Origin of the sequence: Paeniglutamicibacter sulfureus (genome assembly GCF_030512175.1) — a bacterium.
GTDB classification, from domain to species: domain Bacteria; phylum Actinomycetota; class Actinomycetes; order Actinomycetales; family Micrococcaceae; genus Paeniglutamicibacter; species Paeniglutamicibacter sulfureus.
Genome location: NZ_JAULBL010000001.1, coordinates 516,344 through 528,665, shown reverse-complemented (window position 1 = coordinate 528,665; position 12,322 = coordinate 516,344). Strand labels below are relative to the sequence as shown.

At 66.5% G+C, this 12,322-nt stretch carries 10 protein-coding genes; 6 read left to right on the top strand and 4 right to left on the bottom strand.

From position 1 onward, the window contains the following. Positions 1-81: 81 nt before the first annotated feature. Positions 82-1,113 (top strand): inositol monophosphatase family protein, encoded by a 1,032-nt coding sequence (locus Q2T94_RS02360; protein ID WP_436836818.1) that lies wholly within the window; start codon positions 82-84, stop codon positions 1,111-1,113. A gap of 106 nt (positions 1,114-1,219) precedes the next feature. Here Q2T94_RS02360 and Q2T94_RS02355 read toward each other — a convergent pair whose 3' ends face one another. After that, the gene (locus tag Q2T94_RS02355; RefSeq protein ID WP_302262738.1) at positions 1,220-2,008 is read right to left on the bottom strand and encodes a glucosamine-6-phosphate deaminase; all 789 of its coding nucleotides are present in this window, start codon (positions 2,006-2,008) and stop codon (positions 1,220-1,222) included. 359 nt (positions 2,009-2,367) lie between these two features. Here Q2T94_RS02355 and Q2T94_RS02350 point away from each other — a divergent pair, with 359 nt between their 5' ends. Further along, positions 2,368-2,892 (top strand): GNAT family N-acetyltransferase, encoded by a 525-nt coding sequence (locus tag Q2T94_RS02350; protein ID WP_302262737.1) that lies wholly within the window; start codon positions 2,368-2,370, stop codon positions 2,890-2,892. Between the two features lie 306 nt (positions 2,893-3,198). On the opposite strand, the gene Q2T94_RS02345 is transcribed toward Q2T94_RS02350, so the two are convergent. Next, positions 3,199-4,224: a GlxA family transcriptional regulator gene (locus Q2T94_RS02345; protein WP_302262736.1), complete on the bottom strand. Its 1,026-nt coding sequence runs from the start codon at positions 4,222-4,224 to the stop codon at positions 3,199-3,201. Positions 4,225-4,336: 112 nt separating this feature from the next. Between Q2T94_RS02345 and Q2T94_RS02340 the strand changes: the two genes are divergently transcribed. From Q2T94_RS02340 to gatB, 4 genes are all read left to right on the top strand, one after another. Next, positions 4,337-4,975, top strand: a complete 639-nt coding sequence (locus Q2T94_RS02340; RefSeq protein WP_302262734.1) for an HD domain-containing protein — start codon at positions 4,337-4,339, stop codon at positions 4,973-4,975. 846 nt (positions 4,976-5,821) lie between these two features. Continuing rightward, on the top strand, positions 5,822-6,118 hold the full coding sequence (gene gatC / locus Q2T94_RS02335) for an Asp-tRNA(Asn)/Glu-tRNA(Gln) amidotransferase subunit GatC (protein WP_217389748.1): 297 nt from the start codon (positions 5,822-5,824) through the stop codon (positions 6,116-6,118). 3 nt (positions 6,119-6,121) lie between these two features. Beyond that, positions 6,122-7,669: an Asp-tRNA(Asn)/Glu-tRNA(Gln) amidotransferase subunit GatA gene (gene gatA / locus Q2T94_RS02330; RefSeq protein ID WP_302262733.1), complete on the top strand. Its 1,548-nt coding sequence runs from the start codon at positions 6,122-6,124 to the stop codon at positions 7,667-7,669. A gap of 2 nt (positions 7,670-7,671) precedes the next feature. Beyond that, positions 7,672-9,186: an Asp-tRNA(Asn)/Glu-tRNA(Gln) amidotransferase subunit GatB gene (gene gatB, locus Q2T94_RS02325; protein ID WP_264268184.1), complete on the top strand. Its 1,515-nt coding sequence runs from the start codon at positions 7,672-7,674 to the stop codon at positions 9,184-9,186. Between the two features lie 161 nt (positions 9,187-9,347). On the opposite strand, the gene Q2T94_RS02320 is transcribed toward gatB, so the two are convergent. Both Q2T94_RS02320 and Q2T94_RS02315 read right to left on the bottom strand, forming a co-directional pair. Beyond that, positions 9,348-11,132, bottom strand: a complete 1,785-nt coding sequence (locus Q2T94_RS02320; RefSeq protein WP_302262732.1) for an HNH endonuclease signature motif containing protein — start codon at positions 11,130-11,132, stop codon at positions 9,348-9,350. Between the two features lie 125 nt (positions 11,133-11,257). After that, the gene (locus Q2T94_RS02315; protein WP_302262731.1) at positions 11,258-12,313 is read right to left on the bottom strand and encodes an SH3 domain-containing protein; all 1,056 of its coding nucleotides are present in this window, start codon (positions 12,311-12,313) and stop codon (positions 11,258-11,260) included. Between the last annotated feature and the right edge of the window lie 9 nt (positions 12,314-12,322).

The window sequence follows — 12,322 nt, the reverse complement described above, 5'->3', positions numbered from 1 at the left end:
TTGCCGCCCGGACGGCAACAACCGGTTCCACGGCCATCAAGCACGGTCCCCCCCCCAGCCACCAAGGAGCAGCACATGAGCATGAACCCGAAGCACCTGCAATCGGCACAGGGTGCCGCCGAATCGCCCGTGGACAGGGCCGCGGCGTTGAGCCGCGAGCTGTTGGCCGTGGCGCGCGAGGCTGCGGCGGCCGGCGCCGCGGTGTTGGCCGAACGGGGCCGCGGCAAGGTGGCTGCAGACACCAAGAGCGCCGCGGGGGACTGGGTCACCGACTTTGACCGCCGTGCCGAAATAGCGGTGCGCGACGTGATTGCCGCAGCGCGCCCCAACGACGCGATCACCGGCGAGGAGTACGGGCGCACCGTCCCGGCGGAGCCCTCCGGCTATCGCTGGTCGATCGACCCGCTGGACGGCACCGCCAACTTCGTGCGCGGCATCGTCTACTACTGCACCTCGGTGGCGGTGTTCGGGCCGCTCGACGAGGCCGCCGCCTCCGCCGCCTCCGCACCCTCGTCCACCGCGACGCCCGAGGGCAACACGCTGGCCGCCGATGGCGCCGCCATGGATGCGGGAACCCACGGCTGGCTTGCAGCCTCCATCAACGCACCGGCGCTGGGCGTCGAGTATTACGCAGCCGCCGGGGACGGGGCATGGCTCATCGACTCGGTGCTGGCGACAGGGTCCGATGCCCGACGCGGGGGCAGCGCCACCCGGGCGCAGCGCTTGCAGGGCGGCGACAAGGAGGAGGCAGGCCGGCTGCTGGCCACGGGCTTCGGCTACGACGCTGACCGTCGGCAGTTCCAGGTCGGAGCGCTGCTGGGGCTGATGCCGGGCTTCGCCAATGTCCGCCGCATCGGATCGGCCGCGCTGGATTTGTGCCTGGTGGCCGACGGCACGCTCGATGCCTACGCGGAGTACGGCACCCAGGAATTCGACTGGGCGGCAGGCGCCCTGATTGCCGCCGAGGCCGGGCTGCCGGTGCTGCGCCCACGGACCAATCCGGGGTGGCAGGCAGCCGGATACCTGGACTTCGACGCGTTGCCCGCCGAATCATCCTTGGGTGAGGTGCCTGCGGCCGATCAACCGGCATCCGGAGCGCCCGCGGCGAAGTAGCGGCAGTGATGCAAAAGCCCGCCGCGGCCGTGGGGAGGGGACCACGGCGGCGGCGGGCTTTGTCGTCGGCCCCGGGCGAGGAAAGGGGGGACGAAACCGCTTCGGGCTAGATGCCGAATTGCAGCCCGGCGGCCGAATCGTCGTAGTAGCTGCGGTTCTTGAGCCCGGCGGCGGCGGCCTCGTCGAGCACCACCACCGCGTCCGGATGCAACTGCAGGACCGAGCCGGGGCAGGCGGCGGACAGCGGACCCTCGAGGGCGGCGGCAATCGCGGCCGCCTTCTTGCTGCCGGTGGCGACCAGCACCATGCGGCGGGCCTCAAGTATGGTGCCCAGGCCCTGGGTCACGGAGTGGGTGGGGACCGCGTCCGGGCCCTCGAAGAAGCGGGCGTTGTCCACGCGGGTCTGCGTTGACAGGCGCTTGATGCGCGTGCGGCTGCGCAGCGAAGAGCCCGGTTCGTTGAAGCCGATGTGGCCGTTGGTGCCGATGCCCAGGATCTGCACGTCGACGCCCGCCTCGATGATGGCAGCATCATAGGCTGCTGCCTGTGCGCGGATCTGCGCCTCGGAATCGCCGTACCCGTCGGGGGTGTTGAGCCTGGATTCCGGCAGGCCGACCACGTTGCACAGCTCGGTGACCAGGGTCTGGCGGTAGGACTGCTCGTGGGTGCCCTCCAGACCGACGTATTCATCCAGCGCGAAGGCGGTGGTCGTGCTGAAGTCGGCCTCGCCGCGCTCGACGGCCTTGGCCAGCTCCGCGTAGAGACCCAGCGGGGTGGAACCGGTGGCAACGCCCAGGACGTTGTCCCCGCTTCTGCGGCTTCGCAGTCCGTCGAGCACCGCCTCGGCGGCGAACGTGGCGGCTTCCTCGGCGGTGGCGGCGATCAGTACTTCCATGTGTGTTCCTTTGCGCTGGTGCAGGAAGGCCCTGCTGGTGTCGCGGGGCAACGCCCGGGGGCGGCCGGTGAAACCACGGCGGGTCCCGGGCGTGGACCGTTGGAAGGCCCCAAGGTGGCCAACGGTTGCTGCCGCGGCGGTGCCACGGCATAAGGGACAGCGTAGTCCGATCCCTTGTCCGACCCCTAAACCGATTGCGGTTGCATTTGCCCGGCGGCATGCTGCCGGCCACAGCGAGCGGCCAGGGTCCAAGCGCCGGGCCGCCGACGTGGCCGTGTGGGCCGGCGGGGGAGTGAGGTTGGCTACATATGTTCTGCGCCCTGAAGCCCCGGGCCCCGGGGATGCCACACTTGGAGGCAATGACTACAGCAACGCTCGCACCTTCCAGCACCCTGTTGATACGGCCGGCCACCGAATCCGACTACCCCCACATTGCGCGGATCACCGTGGACTCCTACCTGCACGCCGGGCACTTTGAGACCCCTGACCACGAGTACCTGCAGTTCGTGCAGCAGGTTGCCGCGCGCCATGCCGTCTCCGAGATCCTCGTCGCCGAACGCGACGGCGTCGTCATCGGGTCAGTCACTCTGGTGCGCGAGGGCACCGAGTACGCGGACATCGCCCTCGACGGCGAGCTGGAATTCCGCATGCTGGTGGTGGATCCTGCCGTGCAGCGTTCGGGTGCCGGGCGCGCCCTGCTGGGCGCCGTCATCGCCCGTGCCCGCGAGATCGAGGACGTGCACACCGTCTCGCTGACCACCGGCGGCCACTGGGCTGCGGCCCGCGCGCTCTACGAGGCCGAAGGCTTCGTGCATGCCTCCGAACGCGACTGGTACGTCCCGAACACCGAGATCGTGCTGGTCGTCTACACGCTTACACTCTAAAAGCGCTTTTGGTTTTTACTGCAGAGAGCCTCGTCGAAGCTTTTCGGCGGGGTTTTTTGCTGTTTTCGAAGGCAGGTGTCTGAAGCCTGGGGGAAGTACGTTGGTTTCTCTAAAGTGCGCCAGGAAGCTTCGTTTTTCGAGACCCGGTGCTCCCACGGAAAGTGCCAATCCGGCGCGAAGGTACTGTGTCGTTTCGATTCGGCCCACCACGGCCACGGCCCGATATCAGCCGACCTGGCAACGGGCGCATAGCGGTCCGCCGGATGCCTGGGTGGAACCCAAGACCGCCCGGTGGGAAGAGTCTCGTCAAGGTTTCGCGCCAGGTCCGGGCCGTGCTGACGAGCTGTCATGGGTGGAGGGATCGCCGGTGACTGCCCGGGCCTTCCTAGTTGTGGCAAAGCGGTCCCGGAAGCTGGTGGGGGTAGTGTCGAGTTGTCGGGCAAACGCACGTCGCAGCGTCTCGTCGCTGCCGAATCCGCTCAGCTGTGCCACGAGGGTGATGGGATGGCCATCAAGGATGAGCGACCGGGCCGCATCGACGCGCACCCGTTCGAGCCAGCGTGCCGGCGTCGTGCCGGCTTCGGCTTGGAACATCCGGTTCAGGTGGCGTACGCTCACCCCTGCAGATGCTCCCATCGAGGCAACGGTGTGTTCGTAAGCCGGATTGGCCAGGATCGAGTCCATGATGCTCCGCAACTTGCCGGTCTGAACCGGCGGGGTGGTCAGTGCGGTTGAGAACTGCGCCTGGCCACCGGGGCGGTGCATGAACACCACCAGTTCGCGGGCAGTCTCCCGGGCGGTCTGGACGCCGAGGTCCTCTTCGACCATGGCCAGCGCGAGGTCGATGCCGGCACTGATTCCCGCCGAGGTTAGGTAGCGTCCGTCCCGGATGTGGATGACGTCCGCTTCGACGGTGATGCGTGGATACCGTGCCGCCAGGGTGTGTGCATGGCGCCAATGGGTCGTCGCCCGACGGTCATTGAGGTATCCCAGCTCCGCCAGGACGAACGCCCCGGTGCACACCGAGGCGACGAGCCGCGCGCCGCGAGCCAGGGACTCCACGGCATCCAGGAGATCCGGGGGCACCCCGCCGTCCGGGAGGGATGCCCCTCCGACAACAAGTAAAGTGTCCAACACTCCGGCATCGACGGCAGGGATCGTCCGCGAGAGCTCCAACCCCGAGGAGGAAACCACCGGACCTCCTGCGGGCGAGATGCATACGACCTCATAGTGCTGCCGTTCGGGGTCGGCGAGATTGAACACTTCGGCTGGCCCGCTCGCATCAAGCATCGTCATGCCGTCGAAGACCATCATGCCGATTCGAAGACTCATGTCCGAAATCGAGGGAAACTAGGCAATAAAGACATGTCGCCAGCATAGCCCGCTCGGGCAGGATGGAAGAAGCACCATTGGCAAAACGAGTTTTAGAAGGCGGAAAGCACTCATGACCGAAACCATCGCAGGTATCCGGATCCCCGACAGCAAGATGGCCAGCGACGCCACCGAGCTCTTGCGCGAGGTGGCCACCGAGCTCGTGTACAACCATTCCCGACGAGTGTTTGTCTTCGGAGCGCTGCGCGGCCTGGAACAAGGGCTCGACTACGATCCCGAGCTGCTGTACATCGGGGCGATGTTCCACGACCTCGGACTCACGGACAAGTTCGCCCGGACGGACCAGCGCTTCGAGATCGACGCAGCCGACGAGGCACGCCGCTTCCTGGGGGACTACGGCATCACCGGCGAGGCCGCCGACAAGGTGTGGTCGGGCATCGCCCTGCACACCACCCCGGAAATCCCGCTGCACATGGCACCAGAGATCGCGTTGGTCACCCGCGGTGTCGAGCTCGACGTGCTGGGCATCGGCTACGACGCCATCACTGACGAGCAGCGCAATGCAGTCGTAGAAGCACACCCGCGCCCCGACTTCAAAAACCAGATCTTGGCAGCCTTCACCAACGGTCTCAAGGACCGGCCCGACACGACCTTCGGCAACGTGAAGGCCGACGTGCTGGCCCACTTTGTCCCGGGGTTCAAGCGTGGCGACTTCGTTGAGGTCATCCAGGGATCGGCCTGGCCCGAGTAAGCCGACGCAGGACATCCGGTCCACGCAGTCGGGGAACGTGGCGGCCTGCCTCACCGAGGCGGGCCGCCGTAGGCGAAGGTCGGCTTCCGGCTGTCATGCGGGCTGTTCCCGCCCGGGTTATGCATCTCTCCCGCAAAACAAGCGGTAGATGATGACCGAATGCATCATTCGGCAGTCCGGAGATCTGGCTGCTTGACGGGCGCCACCCCGCGGCGATGATGCCCAAAGCCTGGTCCGCGGAGAACAAAACGGCGGTGAACCTGATGGCCAAGCGCTTCGGGACCGGTCCGCCAGCCCCGCCGACGCCCGGCCCGGCCGAGACCTGCGAGGCTTCGGTGAAATCGTTGCATCTTCGCTAGCCGTGGCGACCTTCCCCGGTCCGATCCGCACCAGCCGGACCGGGTCGCTACGCCATGCCCAAGAAGTACCGGCTCAGGGCTTTCCAATGAGTTGTAGCAAGAACCCCGAGAAGTGCTGGTGTAAATGAGAAGGGCACCCCCGCCGGAACGGGGTGCTTGGCAAGCGCTGGATCTACGACGGGACCGGGGAGCCTGTGCGGCAGGCGCAGGGTCGCGCGTTGCTGGCCGGTTAGGTCCAGGCACAGCACCAGAATGAGTCGCACAGTCTCGAGCCGCTGGTCGGCGTGGATCGCGCCGCCGTCGGTGGTTCCGGTGCGGGTACCGGAAACGGCGCGATCACCATGATCCGCCGCCCCGTGGCCGGTGGCGCGGGCTCGTCGGGCGCCGAGGCCGGGCACGGCCCTGCGGGCGGGCCACTCGAAGCCGGTGGCGGTGGCCGGGCGTACTAGACTAGGGGGGAAACCCATCCGCCCACCTAGGGAGATACATGTCTGCCATCAGCCGTGAGGACGTTGCGCATTTGGCGCAGCTGGCCCACATCGAGATGAGCGATGCCGAGCTGGACAAAATGACCGGCGAACTCGGTGTCATTGTCGATTCAATCGCGTCGGTCTCGGAGGCCGCCTCTGCCGATATCCCGGCCACCACGCACCCCATTGCCTTGTCGAACGTGTTCCGCGAGGACGTCGTGGGAACGACGCTCACCGCCGAGGAAGCGCTGATGAACGCCCCGGACTCCGTCGACACCCGCTTCAAGGTGCCGGCCATTTTGGATGGAGAGTAATTCATGAACGAGATCATCCATCTTTCCGCCACCGAGCTGGCCGCCAAGCTGCGCGCCGGCGAAGTCACCTCCGTACAGGCCGTGCAGGCGCACCTGGACCGCATTGCCGAAGTTGACGGCGGGGACCGCGGAATCAACGCGTTCCTGCACGTGAACACGGAAGAAGCACTGGCCGTTGCCGCCGAGGTCGACGCCATCCGCGCCGCCGGCGGAGCAGACGCGCAGGCGCTGCACCCGTTCGCCGGCGTGCCGATCGCCATCAAGGACCTCATTGTCACCAAGGGCCAGCCCACCACTGCCGCCTCGAAGATGCTCGAGGGCTGGATGAGCCCCTACGACGCCACGGTGATCCAGAAGGTCCGTGCCGCAAAGCTGCCGATGCTGGGCAAGACCAACCTGGACGAGTTCGCGATGGGTTCCTCCACCGAGCACTCCGCCTACGGCCCGACCCGCAACCCGTGGGACCTGGACCGCATCCCGGGCGGTTCCGGCGGCGGCTCGGCCGCGGCGGTTGCCGCCTTCGAGGCACCGCTGGCACTGGGCACCGACACCGGCGGCTCGATCCGCCAGCCGGGCGCCGTCACCGGCACCGTCGGCGTGAAGCCGACCTACGGCGGGGTCTCGCGCTACGGCGCCATCGCCATGGCCTCCTCGTTGGACCAGATCGGCCCGGTCACCCGGACCGTGCTTGACTCCGCGTACCTGCACGAGTTGATCGGCGGGCACGACCCGGCCGACTCCACTTCGCTGAACGAGCCGGTTCCGGCCCTCGTTGAGGCCGCCGAGCTCGGCGCCTCCGGCGACATGGCCGGCGTGCGCGTCGGCGTCATCAAGGAACTGCAGGGCGAAGGCTACGAAGCCGGCGTCCAGGCACGCTTCGACGAATCGCTCGAGGCCCTGCGTGCCGCCGGTGCGGAAATCGTCGAGGTCTCCTGCCCCAACTTCAAGTACGCGCTGGGTGCCTACTACCTGATCATGCCCTCGGAGGTCTCCTCCAACCTGGCGAAGTTCGACGGCGTGCGCTTTGGCACCCGCGTGCTTCCCACGGAGGGTCCGCTGACCATCGAACGCGTCATGGGTGCCACCCGCGCAGCCGGCTTCGGCGACGAGGTCAAGCGCCGCATCATCCTGGGCACCTACGCGCTGAGCGCCGGGTACTACGACGCCTACTACGGTTCGGCGCAGAAGGTCCGCACGCTGATCCAGCGAGACTTCGACGCCGCGTTCGCGCAGGCCGACGTGCTGATCTCCCCGACGTCCCCGACCGTCGCCTTCGAGCTGGGCTCCAAGACCGACGACCCGCTGGCGATGTACCTCAACGACGTTGCCACCATTCCGGCGAACATGGCCGGGATCCCGGGCATCACCGTTCCCGGTGGCCTGTCCGAGGGCTTGCCGGTCGGGATCCAGTTCCTGGCCCCGGCCCGCGAAGACGCCCGCCTGTACCGTGCCGGTGCGGCACTTGAAAAACTGCTGGAAGACAAGTGGGGTGGCAGGTTGATCGACCAGGCCCCCGAGCTGTCCGCCGCCACCACTGGAGGGGTTGCCTAACTATGGCTTCGTACACCGATGAACTGGTCGACTTCGACGTCGCACTGGAAAAATACGACCCGGTATTGGGCTTCGAGGTCCACGTCGAGCTGAACACCAAGACCAAGATGTTCTCCTCGGCACCGAACGTGTTTGGCGATACGCCCAACACCAACGTGACCCCGGTCTGCCTGGGCCTGCCCGGCGTGTTGCCGGTGGTCAACAAGACCGCGGTGGAATACGCGATCATGATCGGCCTGGCGCTGAACTGCAAGATTGCCGAGACCTGCGGATTCGCCCGGAAGAACTACTTTTACCCGGACACCCCGAAGAACTTCCAGACCTCGCAGTACGACGATCCGATCGCCTACGACGGCTGGATCGACATCGAGCTTGAGGACGGCGAGGTCTTCCGTGTCGAAATCGAACGCGCCCACATGGAAGAGGACGCCGGCAAGCTCACTCACATGGGCGGGGCCACCGGCCGCATCCAGGGCGCCGACTACTCGCTGGTCGACTACAACCGCTCCGGCGTGCCGCTGGTCGAAATCGTCACCAAGACCATCGAGGGCGCCGGCAAGCGCGCCCCCGAGTTGGCCAAGGCCTACGTTGCTGCCATCCGCGAAATCGTCAAGGCACTGGATGTCTCGGACGCAAAGATGGAGCGCGGCAACGTGCGTTGCGACGCCAACGTCTCGCTGATGCCCAAGGGCGCCGAGAAGTTCGGCACCCGCACCGAGACCAAGAACGTGAACTCGTTGCGCGCCGTGGAGCACGCGGTGCGCTTCGAGATCGAGCGCCACGCAGCGGTGCTGAACTCCGGTGCAGCCATCGTGCAGGAAACCCGCCACTGGCACGAGGACACCCGCACGACGACTTCGGGCCGCCCGAAGTCCGACGCGGATGACTACCGCTACTTCCCGGAGCCGGACCTGGTTCCGGTCGTCACCACTCCCGAGTGGATCGAGGAGCTGCGCGCCCGCCTGCCCGAGCCGCCGGCCGAGCGCCGCAAGCGCCTGCAGGCCGACTGGGGCTACTCGGATGCCGAGTTCCGCGACGTCGTTAACGCAGGTGTCACCGAGGCGATCGAGGAAACCATTGCCGCGGGCACGAGCGCCGCGGTGGCACGCAAGTGGTGGATGGGCGAGATCGCCCGCCTGGCCAAGAACGCCGATGTCGAGATCCTGGATCTGGGCGTCGAACCGGCCACCATCGTCGAACTGAACTCTCTGATCGAGGGAAAGAAGATCAACGACAAGATCGCCCGCCAGGTGCTCGAGTTCGTGGTCGCCGGGGAGGGTACCCCGACCGAGGTCGTCGAGAAGCGCTCGCTGGCCGTGGTGAACGACGATTCGGCACTGGGTGCTGCAGTTGATGCCGCCATGGAAGCCATGCCGGATGTCGTTGCCAAGGTCAAGGGCGGCAAGCTCCAGGCCATCGGCGCCCTCATGGGTCCGGTCATGAAGGCCACCCGCGGACAGGCCGACGCCGGCCGCGTGCGCGAGATCGTGCTTGAAAAGCTGGGCATCGAGGGCTAGTTCCCTGATATACGGCATCGAGCCCCGGATCCCCGCTTCGTGTGGGGGACCGGGGCTCGACTTCGTTGGGGGGGGCCGGACTGGTTCATGCTTCGCACACCTGTCGACCACGAGGCGGGGAGTGCCCGCCCGGGCGCTTCTGTGTTTGGCAAGCCGGGAAACTAGAACAACGTTGGGTTGCTGTTGAATTGCCGCCAGAAGGTGTTGCGTCGGGGCTTTTGCCCGGGATCCATAAATTTGGGCAGGATGACGGAAAAGAGCCCGTCGGTGTCCCGAACGACGTCGATCAGCCCGGTGTGTTTGGCATGGTGGTGCCCGGAACAGAATGGCCGCCCGTCATTGATCTTGGTTGTTCCGCCCTTGGCCCATTCGTCGTCATGGTCGATCTCGCAATGCTCCGGGGGCACAGTGCAACCGGGGAAAATGCAGCCGCCGTAGATGCCGAGGATCGCCACGCGCATGTAGTCGGGGAAGAGTCTTTGCTCGCGGCCGAGGTCCAGGATCTGGGATTTCCCGCCCATGGTGATGGGGATGGCTCCGGCGTTGCACAGCTGCTGCCGCAACTCCGCCGGCGTGAACCGTTGACCGTGTGCCGTGAGTCCCGATTGTTCCGCCTTTTCCTCAAGTTCGGCCAGCGTGGTGATGATGACGAGTTCCGGTGAGGGAAGCCCCGCGGTCTTGGTGCCCTTGGTTGGTCTGCCCTTGGTCTTGATCAGGTTCATCAGTCCCTGGAGATGTCGTTGCGGCGGGGTGAAGCCGTCGGCGCCATAGGCGGTGTTGTTCATGGATTCGAGGATGTCGGCCTCCGTCGGCAATGGATCCAGGGTGAGTTTTTTGGCTTCGGCGGGGTCGGTCAGCGGGAGGCCGGTCGCGGGATCGACCAGAAAGTCGGGGAAGTCCGGCAGCGAGGGGGCGGTGCCGGTTTGCGTGCCGTTCCCATCGTCCATGACGACGGCTTCTGGTGTTTCGGCGGAAACCCCGGAAACTTTGGTGCCGTTAGAGCCGCCGGTGACGTTGGAAGAGCCGGCGGCCTGCTGGGCAAGTGCGTCGCGATCCCCGGCCTTGGTCCGCGGGTTGTCCAACTGGGCGAACAGCGCGAGCAGAAGCTCGGCGTCTGCCGCCCGGACGCGCAACAGAAACTCGGCGATCCCTGCGTTGGTGCCGCGGTAGAAAGCGCCGAGTTTGGTGCGCAGCACTTCCTCGGAGGGCTCCTTGACGCCGTGATCGAGCGCGACCTGGATGGCGTTGAACAGCTTGTTGGTGGTGCGGGGATCTTGTTCCCGCACGGATTCGGCGACCTGGGCCTCCAACCGGGCGGCCAGCTCGTCGGAGTTCGGGTATTGCCTGATCTCCGGCTGCATCCGCTCAAGCTTCTTGGCAGCATCGGCAAGCTGGTGGGGCGAGGCCTTGCCGTCCGCGAGTGCTTGGGCCAGCAACGGGAATTGCGGCGGCTGCTCGATGCCGTGGACATCCGTGCTCGGGAAGAGACGGGCGGCGGCGCGTACGCGATCGCGGGCCTCGACGAAGCCGATGCGGAACGTGGACTGCAGGAACTCGGTGGTGTCCTTGAAGGTGGGCCGTCCCTTCGGCGGGGTGGCGGGCGCTTCGGGCAGGTCAATGGTTCCCTCGATGTAGGCGGGCGGGTCCGCGAGGCACCGGTTGATCCCCAGCAAAGTGTCTTCGGGCAGCTCGCGGACCAGGGTGCGCTGGGCCAGATCGGTGGCAGAGAGCTGGGCGAAGCCGGTGCTGCGGTGGGTTCGTTCGACCACCTGTACGAAGTAGGCAGCGTCCGCGGGCGAGCTGGTGTGCTTGGCGATGCGCGGGGCCAGTTCCTCGAGGGCCAGAGCCAGGGCGGTGTAGGCGCGCAGCTCATCGTCCGGGGTCGCTGGGTACCTCGGATCCTCGCGGTCTCCCGCGAGCAGGGCGATGGCCGCTGCGGTGGTCATGGTTCAAGCATGCGCCGCTGAATGCCGCTGCGCGGGTCGATACGCGGGCATGTGGATAACTGTTGCAGGAGGGACGGAAACACCAGAATCGGGGGATATGCGGCCAATCCAGGAACCCCGAATATTCAACAGGGCAACGAGGACGGGAGATACACAGGAGTCTTGGCCACGGCGCCCCGGCCGTCCTTGCCGTGATAGGCACGGCAAAGGCCGATGCCGCGGTCGGAAAGGCGGTTGCGGATCTGCCGAATTGAATCCGGGGTGAATCCTTCCCATTGCATGTGCATCAGCACGGTGTCGCCGCGCCGTGCCGCCCCGGCCCGGGCGACGGTGGTCTGCTTTGAGCGCACCATCCAGTCCAGGGTGTCGTGGGTCCACGTCCAGATCTTCATGTCCGCCCGGGCATAGGCACATCGCACGTTCGAATTGATCGCACCGTAGGGAGGCCGGCCGTAGTTGGTGCGGACGCCGGTGCCGCGGAGCTCGCGGGCACCCTGCGTGCAGCTGAGCCTGCGCAGGTCGACGTGGTTTGCCGAGTGGTTGATGACCCATTGCCCCTTGGAACGGGCCAGGGCAGCAAGATCCACGCCGTAGCGGCGCTTGAAGGAGACGAGGCAATCGCCCGTGGGTGCCAGCACCAGGCCGATGTTCGACTTGCCCGCGTAGTTGATCACGGACTTGAACGAGGACAAGGTGCGTGGGCAGTCGTCGTAGGTCAAGACCACGCGCGAGGTCTTGTTGGGCCCGCGGTTCTGGTGGGCGAGCGGAATGGAAGGAAGCTTGGGTCCGGATTTGACGGGTTTCCCGGCGGCAAGATATTGGCCGCTGGCCCAGCCGGTGCGCGACTTGTAGGTGACCTTGTGCCAGCCGTTGGAGGCACGGGCCTGGACCTTGACGCTCGTCCCCTTCGGGATGGTGATGATAATCCGCGTCCGGGTGCTGCTGCCCGCGCGAAGATTCAGGTTGGCCTGGGTAGTCAGCAGCGCGGGCAGCTTCGCCGTCGCCACCTTCACGGGGCCCGGGACGGCGGGCAGCGCGGCAGCTGGCTGCGCGATCGTCACCGCGGATGCCTGGTGGGCCGTCGGCGGAGCGGCGCCGGCTCCGGAAGCCACGATTGCTGCAGCAAGGATCCCACAAGCCGCACCGCAAATTGTCCTGAACATGCCCGTCAGCTTAGCCATGACGCTTCC